Origin of the sequence: Micromonospora sp. CA-248089 (genome assembly GCF_050948515.1) — a bacterium.
In the GTDB taxonomy this organism is placed as follows: domain Bacteria; phylum Actinomycetota; class Actinomycetes; order Mycobacteriales; family Micromonosporaceae; genus Micromonospora.
In genome coordinates this window covers 436,354-457,179 of the sequence record NZ_CP192016.1, presented here as the reverse complement: position 1 = coordinate 457,179, position 20,826 = coordinate 436,354, and the positions used below count along the sequence as shown (strand labels likewise).

General features: G+C 72.7%; 19 protein-coding genes and 1 tRNA gene. 7 read left to right on the top strand and 13 right to left on the bottom strand.

The annotated features are described in order from the left end of the window. Nucleotides 1-88 precede the first annotated feature (88 nt). On the top strand, nucleotides 89-916 hold the full coding sequence (locus tag ACQP26_RS02270; RefSeq protein ID WP_433494799.1) for a TrmH family RNA methyltransferase: 828 nt from the start codon (nucleotides 89-91) through the stop codon (nucleotides 914-916). A 26-nt stretch (nucleotides 917-942) separates the two neighbouring features. On the opposite strand, the gene ACQP26_RS02265 is transcribed toward ACQP26_RS02270, so the two are convergent. Next, on the bottom strand, nucleotides 943-1,365 hold the full coding sequence (locus ACQP26_RS02265) for an Atu4866 domain-containing protein (RefSeq protein ID WP_433494798.1): 423 nt from the start codon (nucleotides 1,363-1,365) through the stop codon (nucleotides 943-945). 1 nt (nucleotide 1,366) lies between these two features. Further along, entirely contained in the window at nucleotides 1,367-2,089 is a 723-nt protein-coding gene (locus ACQP26_RS02260) for an SDR family oxidoreductase (RefSeq protein WP_433494797.1), read from the bottom strand. 96 nt (nucleotides 2,090-2,185) lie between these two features. Here ACQP26_RS02260 and ACQP26_RS02255 point away from each other — a divergent pair, with 96 nt between their 5' ends. Continuing rightward, on the top strand, nucleotides 2,186-3,046 hold the full coding sequence (locus tag ACQP26_RS02255) for a helix-turn-helix transcriptional regulator (protein ID WP_433494796.1): 861 nt from the start codon (nucleotides 2,186-2,188) through the stop codon (nucleotides 3,044-3,046). Nucleotides 3,047-3,128: 82 nt separating this feature from the next. Further along, a complete protein-coding gene (locus ACQP26_RS02250) occupies nucleotides 3,129-3,785 on the top strand; it encodes a hypothetical protein (RefSeq protein ID WP_433494795.1) in 657 nt (218 codons plus the stop codon). Between the two features lie 51 nt (nucleotides 3,786-3,836). On the opposite strand, the gene ACQP26_RS02245 is transcribed toward ACQP26_RS02250, so the two are convergent. Next, a tRNA-Thr gene (locus ACQP26_RS02245) sits at nucleotides 3,837-3,910 on the bottom strand. Nucleotides 3,911-4,043: 133 nt separating this feature from the next. Between ACQP26_RS02245 and ACQP26_RS02240 the strand changes: the two genes are divergently transcribed. After that, complete coding sequence (locus ACQP26_RS02240; RefSeq protein ID WP_433494794.1) at nucleotides 4,044-5,774, top strand: metallophosphoesterase family protein; 1,731 nt, start codon at nucleotides 4,044-4,046, stop codon at nucleotides 5,772-5,774. Nucleotides 5,775-5,890: 116 nt separating this feature from the next. On the opposite strand, the gene ACQP26_RS02235 is transcribed toward ACQP26_RS02240, so the two are convergent. The 6 genes from ACQP26_RS02235 to tmk all read right to left on the bottom strand — a co-directional run bounded on the left by ACQP26_RS02235 (nucleotide 5,891) and on the right by tmk (nucleotide 11,758). After that, the gene (locus ACQP26_RS02235) at nucleotides 5,891-6,733 is read right to left on the bottom strand and encodes a PSP1 domain-containing protein (RefSeq protein ID WP_269702750.1); all 843 of its coding nucleotides are present in this window, start codon (nucleotides 6,731-6,733) and stop codon (nucleotides 5,891-5,893) included. 260 nt (nucleotides 6,734-6,993) lie between these two features. Next, a complete protein-coding gene (locus tag ACQP26_RS02230) occupies nucleotides 6,994-7,662 on the bottom strand; it encodes a hypothetical protein (protein WP_281579227.1) in 669 nt (222 codons plus the stop codon). Further along, nucleotides 7,662-7,967 carry a hypothetical protein gene (locus ACQP26_RS02225; RefSeq protein WP_269702754.1) on the bottom strand — a complete coding sequence of 102 codons (306 nt, stop codon included), beginning with the start codon at nucleotides 7,965-7,967 and terminating at the stop codon, nucleotides 7,662-7,664. Before ACQP26_RS02225 ends, ACQP26_RS02230 begins: the two co-directional genes overlap by 1 nt. Before the next feature lies 1 nt (nucleotide 7,968). After that, on the bottom strand, nucleotides 7,969-8,298 hold the full coding sequence (locus ACQP26_RS02220; RefSeq protein ID WP_269702756.1) for a YbaB/EbfC family nucleoid-associated protein: 330 nt from the start codon (nucleotides 8,296-8,298) through the stop codon (nucleotides 7,969-7,971). Between the two features lie 128 nt (nucleotides 8,299-8,426). Beyond that, the gene (locus tag ACQP26_RS02215) at nucleotides 8,427-9,695 is read right to left on the bottom strand and encodes a DNA polymerase III subunit delta' (protein WP_433494793.1); all 1,269 of its coding nucleotides are present in this window, start codon (nucleotides 9,693-9,695) and stop codon (nucleotides 8,427-8,429) included. Continuing rightward, complete coding sequence (gene tmk, locus ACQP26_RS02210) at nucleotides 9,692-11,758, bottom strand: dTMP kinase (RefSeq protein WP_433496076.1); 2,067 nt, start codon at nucleotides 11,756-11,758, stop codon at nucleotides 9,692-9,694. The genes ACQP26_RS02215 and tmk overlap by 4 nt, the downstream gene beginning before the upstream one ends. Nucleotides 11,759-12,062: 304 nt before the next feature. On the opposite strand from tmk, the gene ACQP26_RS02205 reads away from it, so the two are divergent. Beyond that, nucleotides 12,063-13,271 (top strand): amino acid deaminase/aldolase, encoded by a 1,209-nt coding sequence (locus ACQP26_RS02205; protein WP_433494792.1) that lies wholly within the window; start codon nucleotides 12,063-12,065, stop codon nucleotides 13,269-13,271. Nucleotides 13,272-13,351: 80 nt separating this feature from the next. Here ACQP26_RS02205 and ACQP26_RS02200 read toward each other — a convergent pair whose 3' ends face one another. After that, on the bottom strand, nucleotides 13,352-13,927 hold the full coding sequence (locus ACQP26_RS02200; protein WP_269706936.1) for a TetR family transcriptional regulator: 576 nt from the start codon (nucleotides 13,925-13,927) through the stop codon (nucleotides 13,352-13,354). A 219-nt stretch (nucleotides 13,928-14,146) separates the two neighbouring features. On the opposite strand from ACQP26_RS02200, the gene ACQP26_RS02195 reads away from it, so the two are divergent. Both ACQP26_RS02195 and ACQP26_RS02190 read left to right on the top strand, forming a co-directional pair. Then, nucleotides 14,147-15,463, top strand: a complete 1,317-nt coding sequence (locus ACQP26_RS02195; protein WP_433494791.1) for a D-arabinono-1,4-lactone oxidase — start codon at nucleotides 14,147-14,149, stop codon at nucleotides 15,461-15,463. A gap of 112 nt (nucleotides 15,464-15,575) precedes the next feature. After that, on the top strand, nucleotides 15,576-16,496 hold the full coding sequence (locus ACQP26_RS02190) for a DUF559 domain-containing protein (protein ID WP_269702764.1): 921 nt from the start codon (nucleotides 15,576-15,578) through the stop codon (nucleotides 16,494-16,496). Nucleotides 16,497-16,542: 46 nt separating this feature from the next. Here ACQP26_RS02190 and topA read toward each other — a convergent pair whose 3' ends face one another. From topA to ACQP26_RS02175, 3 genes are all read right to left on the bottom strand, one after another. Beyond that, the gene (gene topA / locus ACQP26_RS02185) at nucleotides 16,543-19,407 is read right to left on the bottom strand and encodes a type I DNA topoisomerase (RefSeq protein WP_433494790.1); all 2,865 of its coding nucleotides are present in this window, start codon (nucleotides 19,405-19,407) and stop codon (nucleotides 16,543-16,545) included. Nucleotides 19,408-19,676: 269 nt separating this feature from the next. After that, nucleotides 19,677-20,285, bottom strand: a complete 609-nt coding sequence (locus tag ACQP26_RS02180; RefSeq protein WP_281579233.1) for a hypothetical protein — start codon at nucleotides 20,283-20,285, stop codon at nucleotides 19,677-19,679. Next, on the bottom strand, nucleotides 20,276-20,818 hold the full coding sequence (locus tag ACQP26_RS02175) for a hypothetical protein (protein WP_269702769.1): 543 nt from the start codon (nucleotides 20,816-20,818) through the stop codon (nucleotides 20,276-20,278). Before ACQP26_RS02175 ends, ACQP26_RS02180 begins: the two co-directional genes overlap by 10 nt. Nucleotides 20,819-20,826 lie beyond the last annotated feature (8 nt).

Genomic DNA, 20,826 nt, shown 5'->3' with positions numbered 1-20,826 from the left:
AGCGGCTGGTCACTCGGCGGGACAATCGCGCCGCGTCACCACCTCACCGGCGCGTGGCGTCGAAACCTGATGCGGTTGAATCGGCTGCGTGGCGAAGACCCTGACGATCACCACCCGCAACGCGAGCTTCCAGCAGTGGCAGGCGCTGCTGACCAATCGCACCAAACGGCAGCGTACGGGGGAGTTCCTGGTCCAGGGGGTACGCCCGATCACCGTGGCCCTGGAGCAGGGCTGGCAGATCCGCGCCCTCCTGTACCCGGACCGGCAGCCGCTGTCCCGCTGGTGTCGTGACCTGCTCGACCGCGCCGACGCCCGGCGGGTCGCGCTCGCGCCGGAGCTGATGCGGGAACTGAGCGGCAAGGACGAGGAGTCCCCCGAGTTGCTCGCCGTGGTGGCGCAGCCCGCCGACGACCTGGCCCGCATCCCGGTCGGGCCGGCGATGCTCGTGGTGGTCTTCGACCGCCCCAAGACCCCGGGCAACATCGGCACGCTCATCCGCTCCGCCGACGCCTTCGGCGCCTCCGGCGTGATCATCACGGGCCACGCCGCCGACCCGTACGACCCGAAGGCGGTCCGGGCCAGCACCGGCTCGCTGTTCGCCGTACCGGTGGTGCGCGTCGCCGGCCACCGCGACGTCCTGGACTGGGTCGCCGCGGTGCGCGCCGACGGACGTCCGCAGATCCAGATCATCGGTACGGACGAACACGGGGACGTGGACGTCGCCGCGCACGACCTGACCGGTCCCACTCTCCTGCTGATCGGCAACGAGACGCACGGACTCAGCAAGGGCTGGCAGGAGGCCAGTGACCGGATGGTGCGCATTCCGATCGTGGGAGCGGCGAGTTCGCTGAACGCGGCGGCGGCCGGGACGGTGGCGCTGTACGAGGCCGCCCGGCAACGCGCCGGGCGCCGGTAGCGGGCGCCCGGCGCTCCCTGTCCGGCCTATCCGGACGGGCGATTCGACGCCCGCTCCGCGACGGCGTTTCGGTGGGCCGCGCTGCCCTCTCGGTAGAACAGGTAGCCGCCGTGGTGCAGGACGTCGCCGTCGAAGCGGCCGTCGGCGGTGAAACCGCTGTCGTCCCAGTAGTCGATGTGCTCGCCGGTCACCTCGTACCGGCCGGTGTAGGCGCTCGCCCGGTCGCCGCGCGCCTCGTCGTACCGGCCGTCGGGCAGCAACTCCTGCCGGATGTGGCCGTCGGCGGTGACCCACATCCCGACGTACGGATGAACGGTCCCGGAGACCGGGGACCGCGCCTGCGTCGCGGACGGAGTGGCCTGCGGTCCGGGCGGTGTCTCCGTGCCGCAGCCGGTGAGCGCCGCCGCCAGGAAGACGGTGGCGGCCTTGCGATGGTGGGAACCTGACATGTCAGCCTCGCTGCCGGGTCGGACGGATGATGATCTCGTTGACGTCCACGTCCGCCGGCTGGCCGACGGCGTACGAGATGGCCCGCGCGATGGCATCCGGTGAGATCGAGTTCCGGCGGTATTCCCGCATCGCCTCCCGGGCCACCGGGTCGGTGATCGACTCGGCCAGTTCCGACTCGACGACGCCGGGCGTGATCGTGGTGACCCGCAGGCTCGGATCGGCCTCCAGTCGCAGACCCTCGGTGATCGCCCACGCCGCGAACTTCGTCGCCGAGTACACCGCGGAGGTCGGCACCACCTCGTGCGCGCCGACCGAGGCGACGGTGATCAGGTGGCCACCGCCCTGTCGCTGGAAGACCGGCAGGGCGGCCGCGACGCCGTGCAGCAGACCCCGTACGTTGACGTCGATCATCCGGTCCCACTCGTCCACCAGCAGGGCGTCGAGCCGGGACAACGGCATCAGACCCGCGTTGTTGACGAGTACGTCGACCCGTCCGAACTCGGCCACCGCACTGTCGACGAACGCGGTGACGTCGTCGCGGTCGGTCACGTCGAGCCGCCGTACCCTGATGTTGTCGTGCCGTTCGGCGAGCGCGGCGAGCCGCTCGCGGCGCCGCGCGCCCGCGACCACAGCGTGCCCCTCGGCGGCCAGGCGTAGTGCGGTCGCCTCGCCGATGCCGCTGCTCGCGCCGGTGACCAGAACGCCCTTCGGTGTGGATTCCATGAGTCCACGGTGCGGAGTACGGCCTGCTGCAACCAGGGTGCGTCACACCCCGGCTGAGCCGCCTGGCGGCCGGTCGATCGCGGTTATGTTGGGGTGGTGGACGGCATCAATCCGCTCGGCGAGTTCCTGCGCGCCCGGCGGGAGACGACCAGCCCGGCGGAGGCCGGCATCGTCTCCTCCGGCCGGCGCCGGACGCCGGGTCTGCGGCGCGAGGAGGTCGCCCAGCTGTCCGGGGTCAGCACCGACTACTACGCCCGCCTGGAGCAGGGGCGGGAACAGCACCCGTCGGAACAGATGCTGAACGCGCTGGCCCGCACCCTCGGACTCGACGCCGAGGAGGCGGCGCATCTGCACCTGCTGGCCAGGATCGGCCGCAAGCCTGTCCGCCGGGGTACGCGGGAGACCGTCCGGCCGAGCCTGCTGCGCCTGATGGACGGCTGGTTGCACACACCCGCGCTGATCATCGACCGCAGGATGGACGTGCTTGCCGCCAACCGGCTCGGACGCGCCCTGTTCGCCACGCTGTTCGAGGCCGACGAGCCCAACCTCGTCCGGTTCGTCTTCCTCGACCCGGCGGCCCGCTCCTTCTATCCCCACTGGGACCGGGTCGCGCGGTCCAGCCTGGGCGCGCTGCGGGCCGCCGCAGCCGACATGCTCGACGACGCGCGGCTCACCGAACTGGTCGGGGAACTCTCGCTGAAGAGCCCGGAGTTCCGCCGGCTGTGGGCCCGCCACGACGTACGGGGAAAGACGCACGAGGCGAAGCTGTTCCACCATCACGACGTCGGCGAGCTGACCCTCACGTACGACTCGCTCACCGTCGCGGGCGCGACCGGCCAGCAGATGGTCGTCTACCAGGCCGAGGCTGGCAGCCGTTCGGCGCAGGCCCTGGCGCTGCTGGGCACGGTCGCCGCCGACCTGACCGCTCCGGGCAGAAGAGCACGGGCGGCCTCGTAACCGCGATTACAGCCGAAACGCTACTGGTGATCCCGACTGTTCTCCTGATGGGATTTCCCAGCGGCGCGAGGACGATCATCCGATGCGACAGGAGCATCCGCGGCACGTACCCGATTGCGCCGACCCGGGCAGATGGGCGGTCGCCCGCTGGCGGCGCGCCCTGGCGATTCTCGCGCCGCTGGTCGCCGCGGTGCTCGGCGCCGCGATGGCCACGCAGTGGGAGGTCGGCGGCGGCCGAGCCGTCAGCTCTCTCCCCGCTCCAATGCGATGGTTGGCAGAGAACCTGCCGTTGTTCGACGGTGGGGAGCCGGCGTGGATCTGGCGTGGGCCCTTCTTCGTGTCGGTGCTGCTGACGCTGCCGCTCGTCTGGACGGTGACCGGCCACGCCACCGCGACGCCCCGGCGCCTCACGCGGTACGGGCTCGTCGCCGCCGCCATCGCGATCGGCCTGGAATACAACAGCCCCGGGTACGGGTGGATTTTCGACCTCGTGGCCCTGCTGACGGCGCTGGTGGGCACCGTCTGGTGTGGCCTGCAAGGGCTGCGTCGCGGTGTGCTGCCACGCCGCGTCGCGTGGGCGCTCGTCGCGGCACTGCCGTTGACGCCACCGGCCGGTTTCCTCACGTTCTGGTACCTGCCGCCCGGCCTGACCATGGGCGTACTGCTGGCCTGGGCGGCTGCCGGTGTCTTGTCCGGCCGGCCGCGTTCGCGGACCGGCACCCCGTCGGTGGAGGGGTGATCGGCCTCGGAAACGGCGAAGCCCAGGCCGATGACCTGGGCTTCTGTACCGAGCCGCCTGACGGAATCGAACCGTCGACCTACGCATTACGAGTGCGTCGCTCTAGCCGACTGAGCTAAGGCGGCAACGATCGTCAAGTGTACGGCACGCCCCGCCGGAAGCCGAACCGGATCCCCCCGCCCCCGAAACCGGACATCGGACCACATCCGCCCCGCCACGGGAGAGACTTCGCGCCCGGTCCGGACTACCCTGCGGCGGGTGACCGACGAACCGCCGCGACCACCGGCTCCCGAGGCGCATCCCGGCGAGCGGGCCACCCGCCGCCCCCGCAGCATCGACCCCCGGGAGCTGGGTTTCACCCCGCGCCGGCCGGTGCCGTGGCTCGCGCCCCTGCTCCTGATCAGCACCGGCCTGCGGACACTGCTGGCGATGCTGTTCGGGGCGTACCTGGACAAGCGCGAGTTGCAGAACGCGTTCGGCGACGGCACGTTCCGGCAGGTCGGGCCGGACGGTGGGCTCTGGCTGGACTACGTGGCCGACCTGGGTGACGGCTTCGACGCCACGTACTCGCTGGCGTACCTGCTCGCCCAGCCGGAGCTGACGGTGGACGGGCATCGCCTTCCCCGCGCGCAGACGCTGGTGATGGGCGGCGACCAGGTCTACCCGGCGGCGGGCTACGAGGCGTACGAGGACCGCTGCAAGGGCCCGTACCAGTCTGCGCTGCCTGTCGCCCCGCCGGAGCAGCCGACGCTGTTCGCGGTGCCGGGCAACCACGACTGGTACGACGGGCTGACCGCGTTCCTGCGCCTGTTCGTGCGTACCCGGGACCGGCACTTCGGCGGCTGGGGCACCGGCCAGTCCCGCTCCTACTTCGCCGTCGAACTGCCGGCCGGCTGGTGGCTGCTCGGCCTCGACGACCAGTCCGGCTCTTACCTGGACGACCCGCAGCTCACCTACTTCGACGAGGTGGCCCGCAAGCTCACCCCGGAGTCCAAGGTGATCCTGGCGGTGCCGGCGCCGACGTGGGTCAAGGCCGTCGACCACCCCAACGCGTACGACTCGATCGACTACTTCATCCGTACCCTCGTCGCGCCAACCGGCGCGCAGGTGCGGGTGCTGATCTCCGGCGACCTGCACCACTACGCCCGCTACGCCGGGACGGACCGGCAGCTCATCACGTGCGGCGGTGGCGGCGCCTACCTCTACCCCACGCACCGGCTGCCGGAGAAGCTGGAGGTCCCGCCGCGTGACACGCTGACCCGCCGGGCCAGCAACACCCAGGAGTACGACCTGGCGGCGCGCTACCCGGACAAGGCGCGCTCCCGCCGGTACGGCTGGGGGATCTTCGCCCGGCTGCCGTTCCGCAACCCGGGCTTCACCACGCTGCTCGGCACCCTGCACACGCTGCTGATGCTGGCGATGGCCGGGGTGGCGGTGCAGCGGGTGGGCACCACCGAGCAGCGGCTGTTCAGCGTGCCGCTGGCGATCATGCTGGTGGTGGCCATGATGGGCGCGGTGTTCTTCGCCAAGCCGCCCACGGCGGGCGGGAAACGGCACGCCCGGCACTGGATCCTCGGGGTGGCGCACGGGCTGGCCCAGATAGCCCTCGCCGCCGGCGGCACGTGGGTCTGGTTGCAGCTGCCGTTCTACGACTGGCCGTGGCCGCTGCCGGCGGTCGCCGCCGTGGTGCTGTACGGCCCGGTGAGCGGGCTGGTCGCCAGCCAGGTCGTCGCGCTCTACCTGCTGGTGGCGGGCGCGTTCGGGGTGAACCTGAACGAGCTGTTCGCGGGGCAGGGCATCGAGGACTCGAAGGCGTTCATGCGCCTCCGGATCGACAGGGACGGCACGCTGACGATCTACCCGATCGCCGTCGACAAGGTGTCCCACGACTGGCAGCTGAACCCCGACCAGTCCCCCACCGCCTCCTGGCTGACCCCGAAGACCCCGCTGACCCCCCGCCTCGCCGAACCCCCCATCGTCATCCGCTGACCCCACCCGGCCGACTCACCCCGTTGATCATGAAGTTGGCGGCAAAGTCGATCACCATTTCGACCGCCAACTTCATGATCGACGGAGAAAGACAGGGTGGGAGGAGAGGCAGCGGGTCAGGGCTGGGGGTAGTGCTGGTCGTGGGCCTGCCTGGGGCCGCACACCGACGCGCGGGAGCACATCGAGCGGGAGCCGTCCGCGTCCAGCCGGACCGTCACCGCGTCGCGCGGGACGCTGTGGCCGACCACCTTGCCCTCGCCCTGTGGCGTGGACACCCGGCTGCCCACCGCCGGGGCCGTCTCCTGGAATTTCTGATACAGCGGGTGCTCGTACTTCAGGCAGCACATCAGCCGCCCGCACGCCCCCGAGATGCGCAGCGGGTTGAGCGGCAGGTCCTGGTCCTTCGCCATCCGGATGGTCACCGGCTCGAAGTCGGTCAGGAACGTGGCGCAGCACAGGTCACGACCGCAGGAGCCGATGCCGCCCTGCACCCGGGCGGAGTCGCGGGCGGAGAGCTGCCGCAGTTCGACCCGGCAGTGCAGCGTGGCGCCCAGGTCGCGGACCAGCGAGCGGAAGTCGACGCGGTGCGGCGCGGTGAAGTAGATCGTGGTGCGGTCACTGCCGTTCTCCGGCGTGGCCAGGACGTGGTCGACGGCGACCACCTTCATCGGCAGGCCGTGTTCGCGGATCAGCCGCTTGGCGGCGACCTTCGCCTCGGCCTTGCGCCGGCGCAGCATCTCGTCGCGGCGCAGGTCGTCGTCGCCGGCGATCCCGGCCAGCTTCGGGAAGCCGTCGGTGTCCTCGCTGACCCACTGCGCGGCCCACACGCACTCGGCCACCTCGGGCCCGTCGTCGGTGGGCACCAGCACCCGGTCGCCCACCTGCGGGCGCAGCTCACCCGGGTCGAGGTAGTAGAGGCGCCCGTACCGGTTGAAGCTGACCGCGCAGAGCATGCCCATACGCCCCACCCTACGCGGATCGACGCCCGCCGCACGGCGCACCAGTCGCCGCCCGGTCACCCACCGCAGCGATCATCGTCGTCGACCCGGCCGAACCGGCCCCTTCGCCTCGCCCGGACGGCTGAATCTCCGACGGGCCCCTGACAAACACCGCCCGGGCGCGTTGAGTGAAGGCATACCTGCGGGGGGTGCAGGGGAAGGCCACGGCGTCGCCGCCGTCACCCGGCCACGGCCGGATCGGCGCGCGACGCCGTGGACCGTCAGTAGCCGATGCGGGTGGTGCCGCCGTAGCGCGGGCCGGTGATGGCGCGGTCCCGCCACTGTGTCTCGGCCAGGCTCGGCCCCCACTGGCGCAGCAGCGTCTCCGCGCCGTCGTAGGCCACCCCCAGCACACCCAGGATCCGGGTGGCGATCTCGGCCGCGGCCGACGCCCCGGCCCGTCCGGCCCCGGCACCGGGCCGTGTCGCCGCGTGCACCGCCACCGCCTCCGCCGAGCCCAGCACCTCGGCCAGCGCCCGGGCAAGCGCGGCCCGGCTGCCCTCCACCCAGCCGGCCAGCGCGTCGGCGTAGCCCGCCGTCGACTCCAGCCGCCCGACCAAGCTGTCCGGGCCTTCGTCCAGGTGCCGCAGCAGGGCGGCACGCGCTTCGTCGTACGCCGACGCGGCGGCACCGGACCAGGCGACCTGGTCGGCCAGCACGGCGCAGGTGTCGTCGTACCCCCGGACGAGCCGGCGCACGGCGTGGCCGGCGCCGGTCAGCGGCGCGGGATGCAGGTCGAGGAACTCGCGCACGGCCGCGCCGGGGAGCACCTGCATGCGGCGCAGCAGCGGCCAGAGCCGGTGCCCCTCGGGTGCGCCGGCGGCCAGCAGCGTGTCGACGCGGGCGAGCAGGTCGAGCCCCGGCTCGGCGAGGCGGTCGAGCGCGTCCATCAGGCCTCCCGGGCCATCCGCCGGGCGACCGCGTCGTCGGCCGCGGCGTAGCGGTCGGCGGCACTGCGCAGTGCCGCCGCGGCGGCGGCCAGCCGGACGGCGGCGGCCTGCGCCTCGCGTGCCCGGTCGGCCGTGGCCAGGGTCCACTGACGGTGCAGCGCGCGGCCCACCTCGCCGGGGCGGCCGGTGGCGTCCGCGCCGAACGCGGGGTGCGGCGGGTCGGTGGCGGTCACCGTGCGCGAGAGGGTGGCGAGGGTCGCGCCGGCCTCGTCGAGACGGGCGGCCAGCGCACGCAGCGTCTCCATGTCAGGCCCCCGCCAGCGGCCGGTAGGCCGCGAACGTCTCGTTGTGCAGCTTCTCCCGCGCCCACTGCGCCGCGTCGGCGGCAGCCGTCACCGCGGCCTGCACCGAACCGGCCACGTCGCGCGGGCTGCGGTGGTGCAGCGCCCCGAGGAAACGCACGTCGGTGATCCGCCCGCCGGCGGTGACCACCACCTCGACGAGCCCGTCGGGTGAGCGGACGGTGACCTCGACCGTCGCGACCGCCTGGTCGAACTCGGCCTGCAGGTTCTCGATCCGGCGGTAGCGCCGCACCGCCTCCTCGATCCAGGCCTCGTCGATCTCGCCCCGCGGCATCGGCGGACTCCTCCCGGCCGGTCCGGCCTTCACTGAGCGTGCCGCCTCGGTCACCGCGGCATCACCGGACCGTACCGCACGCCAATCGCGCGTGTCGATGCCCTGTGGACAGTGCGGAAGGGGCCGGTTCAGCCGCGCCAGAGGGCCAGCATCATCGCCTCCACCGCGATCCGCGGCTTGACGTTGGCCTCGATGGCCGCGCGGCACTCCAGCACCGCCTCCAGGCGGCGCAGCGAGCCCTCGGCGTCCCACTTCTGCGCGCCCGCCCCGGCGAGCGACGCGGTGTCGGTGTGCACCGGGGCGACCGGCGCCCGCAACGCCATGACGATCGCGTCCCGGTAGAACCCGGCCAGGTCGACCAGGGCGCGGTCGAGCGCGTCCCGCTGGGCCCGGGTGGCCCGCGACTTCTGCCGTTTCTCCAGGTCCTTGAGCTGGCCGGCCGCGCCGCGCATCGCGCCGGCCGCGCCCCGGCCGGTGCCGCCCGCGCCGAGCGCGGTCTGCAACGCCGTACGCTCCGCCTCGTCGATCTCCGCGACCGAGGCGGCGGCCTCCGCCTCGGCGGCCTCGATCAGCGCCGAGGCCGCGTCGAACGCCGCGCCCACGCCGGTCAGCCGACGCGGTACGGCCAGCACCGCGTCCCGCCGCTGCCGGGCCTCCGGGTCGCGGGCCAGCCGCCGGGCCCGGCCCACGTGCCCCTGCGCCGCCGCGGCGGCCCACTCGGCCACGTCCGGCGCGATGCCGTCGCGGCGGACCAGCACCTCGGCCACCGCGGCCGGCGGCGGCTGCCGCAGCGGTACGACGCGGCAGCGCGAACGGATGGTCACGGAGATGTCGTCCGGGTGGGTGGACGGGGCGCAGAGCAGGAAGACGGTACGCGGCGGCGGCTCCTCGATCGCCTTGAGCAGCGCGTTGCCGGCTGCCTCGGTGAGCCGGTCGGCGTCCTCGATGATCACGATCTGCCACCGGCCGCCGGAGGGCGCGCTGGCCGCCCGCAGCACCAGCGCGCGCATCTCGTTGACGCCGATGGACAGGCCCTCGGGCACCACGAGGCGGACGTCCGCGTGGGTGCCGGTGAGCGTGGTGTGGCAGCCGGGGCAGCTCCCGCACCCGGTGCCGTGCACGCACTCGAGGGCGGCGGCGAACGCGCGGGCGGCCACCGAGCGGCCCGATCCGGGCGGGCCGGTGAAGATCCAGGCGTGGGTCATGCCGGCGCCGGGATCGGCCGGCGCCGGAGCCGGGTCGCCGTCGTACTCCTCGGCGAGCGCGTCGAGGTCGTCGTGCCCGCCCGCGGGCACCGTCACCGGCGTGCGCAGCAGGGCGGCGGCCGAGGCGGCGGCCCGCCGCAGCATGGCCACCGCCTCGTCCTGCCCGACCAGATCGCCGAAGACGTCGGTCATCGTCGGGGTTGCTCCATCGTCACCAGCTCCGCGTCGGATAACTCGGGCTGGACCGAGGTGTCCGGGCCCTGCGCCGGACGGGGGTGCACGATGCCGGCCGGGTCGGTGAGCAGCTCGCCCACCCGGCGGGCGACCGCGTCGGCGGTCTCGTCGATCGGGCGGGACGCGTCGAGCACCAGGTATCGCTTCGGGTCGCCGGCGGCGAGGTCGAGGAAGGCGTACCGGACCCGCTCATGGAACGTCAGCGACTCGGCCTCCAGCCGGTCGGCCCCCTCGTTGCGGTCCTCGACCCGGCTCAGGCCGGTACGCGGCTCGACGTCGAGCAGCACCACCAGGTCGGGCTTGAGGCCGCCGGTGGCCCAGGACGAGAGCCAGGAGACCTCGTCCACCGGAAGCGTCCGGCCGGCGCCCTGGTAGGCGAGCGACGAGTCGACGTACCGGTCGCTGATCACCACCGCGCCGCGCACGAGCGCCGGACGGACGACGGTGGCGACGTGGTGCGCCCGGTCGGCGGCGTAGAGCAGCGCCTCGGCGCGCGGCGACGGCGCCTCGCCGGGAGTGGTGCCGAGCACCAGGGAGCGGATCCGCTCGCCGACCGGCGTGGCGCCCGGCTCGCGGGTGACCACCACGTCGCGGCCCTGCGCGCGCAGCCGCTCGGCGAGCGCGGCGAGCTGGGTGGACTTGCCGGCGCCCTCGCCGCCCTCGAAGACCACGAACAGGCCGCTGGACACGAACGGCTCGGCCGGCATCAGCGGACGGCCCCGGATCGAGCCCCAGAGGTCCGCGAGGACCGGTACGCCCTTCTTGTCGTCCATCTGGCCGAACGCGCTGATGCCGGCGATGATGCCGGCCGCGCCGGCGGCGAGCAGCAGCAGCCGGGTCGAGGAGATGGAGATGCCCAGGTCGGCGATGGTGAGCTGGCGGGAGCCGCCGACGCCGACCAGGAGGCTGCTCAGCGCGATGGCCAGGATCAGCACCAGCCGGGTACCGATCTGCACCACCGCGAAGACCCGGCCGCGCACCTCGTCGGCCACCTCGCCGCCGAGCAGCGTGGTGCCGGCCAGGAACGCCATGCCGGCGCCCGCGCCGACCAGGATCGCGCCGAGGATGGCCATCGACAGGTGGATGGCGAAGGCGAGCACCAGCACGGAGGCGCTGGCGAGCACGATGCTCATGCCGAACCAGCGGCGGCGGGACATGTCCCGCACGATCATCGGCCCGAGCCCGATGCCGAGCGCCAGGCCGACGAAGATCGCGCCGAAGAGCAGCGAGAACGCGGCGTCACCGGCGCCGAGCGAGTTGGCGAAGAACTTGGCGGTGCCGACCACGATGCCGCCGCCGGCGAACGCGCCGAAGATGCCCAGCACCAGGCCGCGCACGAGCGGGGTCTGGCCGATGTATTTCCAGCCCTCGGAGAACTGCCGGAACATGCTCTGCTCGGAGCGCTCCGCCTCGGCGCGCTGGGCGTGGCTGATCTCCTTGATCCCGAACGCCACCACGAGCGCGGTGGCCAGCCGGGAGAAGGCGTTGAACCAGAGCGCGAGCTGGGCCGGTTCGGCCCAGTCGGGCAGGTCGCCGCCGACCGCACCCCGGACGCCGCGGTCCAGCACGGCCAGCGCGATGGCCGCGGCCACCGGTGTCAGGCCGTACGTGGTGATCAGCGTGAGCTGGTTGGCCGCCTCCAGCCGGGTACGCGGGATGAGGTTGGGGACCGCCGCCTCCTTGGCCGGGATCCACATCAACGTGATCGACTCGATCAGGAAGGTGGCGATCAGCGCCCAGCCGACCACCAGCCCGCCCGCGGCGCCGGTGAGCGCGTACAGCGGGATCGAGGCGAACAGCACGAAGCGCAGCAGGTCGCAGATGACCATGGTCCACCGGCGGTCGAACCGGTCGGCGAACACACCGGCCACCGGGCCGAGCACCAGCGCCGGGAGCAGCCGGATCGCGGTCACGCCACCGAACGCGGCGCCCTGGGCGGTGCTGCCGGAGACCTGGGAGGCGGCGAACAGCGCGGTGGCGAGCAGGCCGAGCCAGTCGCCGAAGGAGGCGGCGCTGAGCACGATCCACAGCCTGCGGAACGGCCGGATGCGCAGCACCGACCGGATGGCGGCGACCCCGGAGTGGTCGGCGGCTGTCCCGGACGACACGCCGGGCGACTCGCCGTTGTTCTGGCTTTCGATGGCCGTACCTCCACGTGCCGGCCCAGGTCTGGGCATCCCCGGTGGAACACTCTAGTCGCGCAGGAAGGGTCGTCCCCCGCGACATTCGCCTGCTCGCCGAGCCTAGGCCGCCGGGACCACCGCCCGCAGCCCGGACAGACGCGAGGGTATTTCGCATTGCCGTCCAGACAGTTAGCGTGCAGACGTGGCCATCGACCGTGACAAAACTCGCGATCGTCTCGACCGGGCGACCGCTCATCTCGACCCGCCGTACGCCGTTGTCGACCTCACCGCGTTCGACGCCAACGCCGAGGCGCTCGCCGGGCGGTCCGGCGGCAAGCCGCTGCGCGTGGCGAGCAAGTCGGTACGGGTCCGCGAGCTGCTGACCCGGGCGCTCAAGCGGCCCGGGTGGCGCGGCGTGATGGCCTTCACGCTGCCCGAGGCGCTGTGGTTGGTCCGCTCCGGGGTCAGCGACGACGTGCTCGTGGCGTATCCGACGGCCCACCGGGGCGGCCTCGCCGACCTGGCCGCCGACCCGGCGCTCGCCGATGCCGTCACGCTGATGATCGACGACACCGCACAGCTCGAACTGATCGACCAGGTGTGCCCGCCCGCGCGCCGCCCCGCGCTGCGGATCTGCCTCGACCTGGACGCCTCCTGGCGCCCGCTGGGCGGCCGGGTGCACGTCGGCGTGCGCCGCTCCCCGGTGCACAGCGCCACGGCGGCCGGCGCGCTCGCCGCCGCCGTCGCCGGGCGGCCGGGCTTCCGGCTGGTCGGCCTGATGTCGTACGAGGCACAGATCGCCGGCCTCGGCGACGCGCCGCCCGGACAGGCGATGCTCGGCTCGGCGATCCGGGTCGCGCAGCGCGGGTCGTACCGGGAACTGCTCGCACGCCGATCGGCCGCGGTCAGCGCGGTACGCGAACACGCCGACCTGGAGTTCGTCAACGGCGGCGGCACCGGCAGCGTGGCCGCCACCAGCGCGGACCCCGCGGTCACCGAGGTCACCGCGGGCTCCGGCCTGTACGGGCCGACGTTGTTCGACGCGTACCGTGCCTGGCGGCCGGCCCCGGCGGCGTTCTTCGCCTGCGCGGTGGTCCGCCGCCCGGCGCCCGGGCTGGCCACGGTGCTCGGCGGCGGCTGGATCGCCTCCGGCCCGGCGGCGGACAGCCGGCTGCCGCAGCCGTGGCTCCCGGCCGGGCTGAAGCTGCTCGGCGCGGAGGGCGCCGGCGAGGTGCAGACCCCGCTGGCCGGAAAGACCGCCGACGACCTGCGCGTCGGAGACCGGGTGTGGTTCCGTCACGCCAAGGCCGGCGAGCTGTGCGAGCACGTCAACGAGGTGCACCTGATCGAGGGGGACGCGATGGTCGCCACCGTGCCGACCTACCGGGGCGAGGGGCACGCCTTCCTCTGAGCCACCCCGGGGCTCCGCCCTACCGCGTGACGACGGCGGGTCCCGGCGCACTCTCGGGAACCCGCCGCTCGGCGTGCCGCTCAGCCCTGGTGGACGGCCTCCGTGGGGGCGTTCACCTGCCGGTGCAGGTACTCCCGGATGAGCGCCTTGGCCTCGGCCAGCACCCGCTCGTCGCCGTCGGTGCGGCGGCGGAAGGCCAGCTTGATCAGGGCGTCGGCGGCCTCCACCGCGACCTCCAGGTGGAACCGCAGGTCGGGCACCCCGGCCAGGCCGAAACGCTCGGTGAGTACGCGGGCGAGCTGCTCCGCGATCACCCCGTTGTTGTCCCGCTGGTCGTCCAGCAGGTGCAGGTCGACCACGTCGCCGAAGTGCAAGGTACGGAAGCCGGGCACGGTGCGGTGCATCGAGATGTACTCGTCGATCGCCGCGTCGACCCCGTCCCACCAGTGGGTCAGGTCGTCCGAGGAGAACCGCTCGTCGAGCCGCTGGAGGTAGGACTCCATGGTGCGCAGGGTCAGTGCCTGCACGATCGCCCGTTTGTCCGGAAAGAACTGGTAGACCGACCCGATCGCCACCTCGGCGCGCTCGGCGAGCAGGGTCGTGGTCAGCCCTTCGTACCCCACCTCGTCGACGAGCTCGGCGCAGGCGTCCAGCATCCGCTGGACCCGCGCGACACTTCGACCCTGCACCGGTACCCGACGCAGCGGCCCGGTCGTGGCGGCTGGTGTGGACACTCGGCGCCACCCCCCTTCGACGGATGAACATATCTGCACGTCACGAGTCTGTGACTACCGGTACAACGAGCCGGGCTCGATTGCGGTATTTACCAGGCACAACGTTCCTGATATGAATTCAGTTCATATTCATGTCGAGGAGTGGCAGCCATGTCCGGTACCACCGCCACCTGGTCCAACTGGGCCGGCAACCAGCACAGCACCGCGCTCCTCACCGTGCGCCCGCACAGCGTCTCCGACGTCGTCGAGGCGGTTCGCCAGGCCGCCGCGGCGGGCCGGACCATCCGGGCCACCGGCAGCGGCCACTCCTTCACCGCCACCGCCGTCGCCGACGGGCACCGGATCGACCTCGCCGCGCTGGAGACGGACGTCACAGTCGATGTGGCGCGCCGCCTGGTCACCGTACCGGCCGGGATGACGTTGCACACGCTCAACGAACTGCTCGCCGGGCACGGCCTCGCCATGCCGAACCTGGGCGACATCGACGCCCAGACCATCGCCGGTGCGCTCTCCACAGGCACCCACGGCACCGGGGCGAAACTGGGCTGCCTGTCCACCTTCGTGGCCGGGCTGACGCTGGTCACCGGCACCGGCGAGGTGCTGCGCTGCTCGGCCGAGGAGAACCGCGACGTCTTCGACGCCGCCCGGGTCGGGCTCGGCGCGGTCGGCGTGCTGGTCGAGGTCACGCTGCGCTGCGTGGACGCCTTCGTGCTGCGCGCGCACGAACGCCCGGCCCCGCTCGCCGAGGTGCTCGACGACCTGCCCGGCCTCTACGACGCGCACGATCACGCCGAGTTCTACTGGTTCCCCTACACCGACCGGGTGCAGGTCAAGACCAACGACCGGGTACCCGCCGACGACCGGCCGCTGCCCGGCTGGCGCGGCTGGCTGGACGACGAGTTCCTCTCCAACACCGTCTTCGCCGGCGCCTGCCGCCTCGGCCGCGCCGTACCGGCCCTCGTGCCCACGATCAGCGCCGTCTCCGCCCGCGCGCTCACCGAACGCACCTACACCGGCCGCTCCGACCGCGTGTTCTGCACGCCGCGCCGGGTCCGCTTCGTGGAGATGGAGTACGGCCTGCCGCGCGAGGCGCTTCCGACCGCGCTGGCCGAGTTGCGCCGGATCGTCGACCGGCTGCCGTTCAAGGTGCTGTTCCCGGTCGAGGTGCGGTTCACCGCCGCCGACGACATCTGGCTGTCCCACTCGTACGGGCGGGACTCGGCGTATATCGCCGTGCACCAGTACGTGGGTATGCCGTACGAGCCGTACTTCCGCGCGTTCGAGGAGGTGGCGACGGAGATGGGCGGCCGCCCGCACTGGGGCAAGCTGCACTGGCGCAACGCGGAGTCCCTGGCGAGCGCCTACCCGAGATTCGCCGACTTCCAGTCCGTCCGCTCCCGCCTGGACCCGTCCCGCATCTTCCAGAACCCCTACCTGTCCCAGGTCCTGGGCTCCTAAGGATCTTGGTACGAGGGCGCCCGTGGAAGGGCGTTTCCGTACCAAGATCTCGGCGGCTGTCCACAGGGACAGCCAAGACGGGTGCTGTTCGGGTGGGGTTGCCGGTGTGGAGATGCCGGGGGATTTCGCGGACGAGCTGAGCTGGTTGCTGTTTCGTCAGCGACGGGTGCTGGGAGCGGCGCAGGCTCGACGGTTCCTGTCCGAGAAGGCGATCCGGCACCGAGTCGCCAGCGGACGGTGGCAGCAGGTGCACCCCCGGGTCTACGTCACCCATGACGGTCCCGTCGGCCCGGAGGAGCAACGCTGGGTCGCGGTGCTGGCGGCGGGACCGGCCGCGACGTTGGGCGGGCTGACCGCGGCACAGTGCTGGGGACTCAGGCGCTACGAGAGCCGCCTGATCCATCTGCTGCTGCCGGCTCGGCACCAGACCCGGGTGCTGCCACCTGGGGTACGGATCCACCGCACCACAGTCCTGCCGCCGGAGGATGTACTCACCGTCGGCCAACCCCGCCGGACCATGCCGGCCCGCTCGCTCGTCGACGCGGCACAGTGGGCGGCGACCGACGAGGAGGCACGGGCTGTCATCGCCGCAGGATTCCAGCAACGCCTGGTCTGGGGTGACGACCTACACCGGGTGCTGGAACGACTCCCCCGCGCACGGCGGCGTCGGCTGATCCTGGCGACCGCCACGGACGCGGCGGGCGGCGCCCACTCCCTCGCCGAACTCGACTTCCTCGACCTCGTCCGCCGGGCCGGGCTGCCCGAGCCGTCCCTTCAGGTCGTCCGCCGGGACGCCAACGGGCGGCGGCGTTACCTGGACGTCTGGTTCGAGCGGTGGCGGGTGCACGTCGAGATCGACGGCGGGCAGCACCTCGATCCGAGGGCCGCCTGGGCGGACATGCAGCGGCAGAACGACATGTGGGCCGCCGGTGACCGGGTGCTCCGCTTCCCGGCCTGGGCCGTCCGCACCAACCCCACCCGAGTCGTGACCCAGTTACGAGCCGCCCTGCGATCCGCAGGCTGGCCCGGCTGAGATCTTGGTACGGACACGCCCTTCCAGGGGCGGCTCCGTACCAAGGTCACTCCTTCGGGGTTGAGGTCGCCTTCTTGGGGGCGGCCTTCTTCGCGGGGGCCTTCTTCGCCGCCGTGGCCTTGGCAGCCGTCGTGGCCTTGGCGGCCGTGGTCTTCTTCGCCGCGGCCGTCGTCTTCTTCGCCGCCGTCTTCTTGGCCGCTGTGGTCTTCTTCGCCGGAGCGGCCTTCTTCTTCGGCGCCGGGCCCTTCGCGCGCTTCTCGGCCAGCATCTCCGACGCCTGCTCCAGCGTCAGCTCCTCCGGCGTCTGCCCGCGCCGCAGCGACGCGTTGAACTCGCCGTCCGTGACGTACGGCCCGAAGCGCCCGTCCTTGATCACCAGCGGCTTCTCGGTGAGCGGGTCGTTGCCCATCTCCCGCAGCGGCGGCGCGGCGGCCCGGCGCTGACGCGTCTTCGGGGCGGCCAGCAACGCCAGCGCCTCGTCCAGCGTGACGGTGAACATCTTGTCTTCCGAGTCCAGCGAGCGGAACTCGTCACCGCGCTTGACGTACGGGCCGTAACGGCCGTTGTTGGCGAACACCTCGGTGCCGTCCGGGGCCACGCCGATCAGCCGGGGCAGGCGGAGCAGCTGCAACGCCTGCTCCAGGGTGAGGCTGTCCGGGGACTGCGAGCGCAGCAGCGAGGACTTGCGCTCGCCGCTGGCCACGTACGGGCCGAACCGGCCGGACTTGAGCAGGATCGGCTCGCCGGTCGACGGGTCGTCGCCGAGCTTGCGCTCACCGCCACCGCCGAGGAACAGCTCGTGCACCTTCTCCGGGGTCAGCTCGTCCGGCGCGAGGCCCTCCGGAATCGGCGCCCGGTCGCCCTGCGAGCCGCCCTCCTCGCCCTCACCCTCACCCGAGGCCGAGGCCGAGCCCGAACCCGGGCCCGGAACCGAGCCGGGCAGCGCCCGCTGCAGGTACGGCCCGTACCGGCCGACCCGGACGACGACCTCGCGGCCCTCGTCGTCGGTGAACAGCGGGATGGAGTTGACGCTGCGCGCGTCGATCTCGCTGAGGTTCTCGGTCACCAGCTTCTTCAGCCCACCGGCGTGCGCGATGGCCTGGTCGCCGGTGCCGTTGGTGCTGCCGAAGTAGAAGGAGGTGAGGAAGTCGACGGCGGCATGGTCACCACCGGCGATCTCGTCCAGCTCGTTCTCCATGCTGGCCGTGAAGTCGTAGTCGATCAGGCGCGGGTAGTGCCGCTCCATCAGCCCGATCACCGCGAACGCCAGGAACGACGGGATCATGGCCTGGCCGCGCTTCACCACGTATCCGCGGTCCTGGATCGTCTGCATGATCGACGCGTACGTGGAGGGCCGGCCGATGCCCAGCTCCTCCAGCGCCTTGACCAGCGACGCCTCGGTGTAGCGGGCGGGCGGCTGGGTGTGGTGGCCCTGCGCGGCCAGCTCGTCGGCGGTGAGCGGCTGGTCCTTGACCAGCGTGGGCAGCCGCCGCTCGGCGTCCTCCGCCTCGGCGTTCTCGTCGTCGCTGGACTCGACGTACGCGCGCAGGAAGCCGGGGTCGGTGATGGTCTTGCCGGTCGCGCCGAAGTCGGCCTCCTCCTGGGCGGAGGAGACGGCACGGATGCGCACCGACACGCTGGAGCCGACCGCATCGGTCATCTGCGAGGCGATGGTGCGCCGCCAGATCAGCTCGTAGAGCTTGTACTCCTCGGCGGACAGCTCCTTGGCCACCTCGCCGGGGGTGCGGAAGTTGTCGCCCGCGGGGCGGATCGCCTCGTGCGCCTCCTGCGCGTTCTTCACCTTGCCGGTGTAGCGGCGCGGCTCCGGCGGCACGCTGCGCTCGCCGTACAGCTCGACGATCTGCCGGCGGGCGGCTGCGATGGCCGTCTCGGACAGGTTCACCGAGTCGGTACGCATGTAGGTGATGTAGCCGTTCTCGTACAGGCGCTGCGCGGTGCGCATCGTCTGCTGCGACGAGAACCGCAGCTTGCGGGCCGCCTCCTGCTGGAGCGTGGAGGTGATGAACGGCGCGTACGGGCGGCGGCGGTAGGGCTTCTCCTCGACCCGGGTGACCGTGAACGGCTGGTCGGCCAGTCGGGCGGCGAGCCCTCGGGCCCCGCCCTCGTCGAGGTGCACGACACCCGCGCCGGCGCGAACGCGACCCGTGGTCGGTTCGAAGTCCTTGCCGGTGGCGATCCGGTCGCCGTTCAGCGCGACGAGCGTGGCGTTGAACGTGCGCGGACCCTCGCCCGGCTTCGCCACCGCGAGCGTGGCCAGGATGTCCCAGTATTCGGCGGTGCGGAACGCCATCCGCTGGCGCTCCCGCTCGACCACGATCCGCGTCGCCACGGACTGCACCCGGCCCGCCGAGAGCTTCGGCATGACCTTCTTCCACAGCACCGGCGAGACCTCGTACCCGTAGAGGCGGTCGAGGATGCGCCGCGCCTCCTGGGCGTCGACCAGGTCGCGGTCGATCTCCCGGGGGTTCGCCACCGCGGCCTGGATGGCCGGCTTGGTGATCTCGTGGAAGACCATCCGCTTGACCGGCACCTTGGGCTTGAGCGTCTCCACCAGGTGCCAGGCGATGGCCTCGCCCTCGCGGTCCTCATCCGTCGCCAGGAAGATCTCGTCGACCTCCTTGGCCAGCTTCACCAGCTTGCTGATCTGCTGCTTACGGTCGGGCGAGACCACGTAGAGCGCGTGGAAGCCGTTGTCGACGTCGACGCCGAGGCGCGCCCACGGCTCACCCTTGTACTTCGCCGGGACGTCGGCGGCGTTGCGGGGCAGGTCCCGGACGTGGCCGAAGCTGGCCTCCACGACGTACCCCGGGCCGAGGTAGCCCGAGATCGTCTTGGCCTTCGCCGGAGACTCGACGATGACCAGACGGGTGGTTCCAGCGTTGCTCGGCACGTCTCTCCCCGACCTCACTCCTACGCCATGCCCGCTTCGGGCCGTGTTGCGCCACCCGGACCACAGGCGGTCCGGATGTCCAACGTAACGCGCCGTCCGCGTTCCGGGTTTCGTGGGCGGCAAACGGGCCGCCCTCCCGGCGACCGCCGGCCGCACCCTGCCGGACGGCGTCACGGTACACCGTGGGTAGGGCGGCAGGCGTGTCACTGTGACGATCGCGTACACCCGGCGGAGTCGTCTCCGGGTGTCCGGGTTCGGACACCGGACGGTCAGCCGTGCGACCCGGGCCACTCCGTCGCCGGCGCCGTGGCCGGCCGTTCGCCCACCAACTCGGCGAGTCGCGACATGCGCCGCCCGCCGATCCGGAACGCGGGCCCGCCCTCGTCCGGTTCCACGAACGCGGCCGGCAGGCCCACCGCCGCCAGGGCGGCGCGGACCACCGGCCAGGACTGCTCGTCGGCCGGTCCGAGGCGCAGCCGGAACCCGGCCGGCTCGGCCGTGCCGGCCGCCGCCGCCCAGAGCCGCAGCCGACGTCCGTCCAGGTGGAAGCGGGCCGGAGGCCGCTTCGCCGCGCCGCGCAGCCAGGCCCGCGCGAGCGGCGCCAGCATGCTCGTGTACGCGGTGCGCACCCGGTGTCGCCCGTCCTCGGTCGGCTCCCAGCTCGCCGGCACGCCCCGGGCGGCCAGCTCGGCCACCAGCACGTGCACCCGCCAGGCGGCGTCCACCACGACGGAGATGCGGGCCGTGCCGCCCATCCGCCCCACCTCACCCGGCCCGGCGAGCAGGCCGGCGAGATCCGCCAGCGCGGGATCGGCCGCCTCGGTGGAGAACAGCGAGGGCTGGCGGGCCGGTTTCGGGGTGGGAGGGGTCAGCGACACTCCGGGACCTCGTCGAAGGCCTCTTTCAGCTCGGTCGAGTTGAGCTTGCTGGTGTCCAGCGCGCTCGCGTCGTACTCCTTGTTGAGCGTGTCCACGGCGGCGCGCACGCCGTCGTAGAACGGACCGGCCTGGGCGGTGTCGAGCCGGTCGACGGTGTCCCGGGCCCGGCCGTACGCGTCACGCATCTTGCTCAGCGACCCCAGGAACCCGGCGGACACCTCGGCGCCGCGCTCGGCCTCGGGCACGCCCGCCTCCTCGACCTTGCGCCGGGCCGTCTCGCTGGCCTGTTCGGCGCCGGCGAAGAGCCGGACCAGGTTCTCCTTGGCCTGCGCCGGAGTGGTCTGCGCGGTCATCTGCTGCTGCGTGCTGCTGGTCAGCTTGGAGATCTCCGCGCGCCACGGGGTGAGCGCCTGGCACACCGACGCGGCCCAGACCCGGGGGTTGGGACCGCCGCCGCATCCGGTGACCACGAGGACCAGCGTGGCCAGGACCACCGTGAGCTTTCCGGCGGTTGCCGCCCGGCGCGTACGCATGCGTTGCA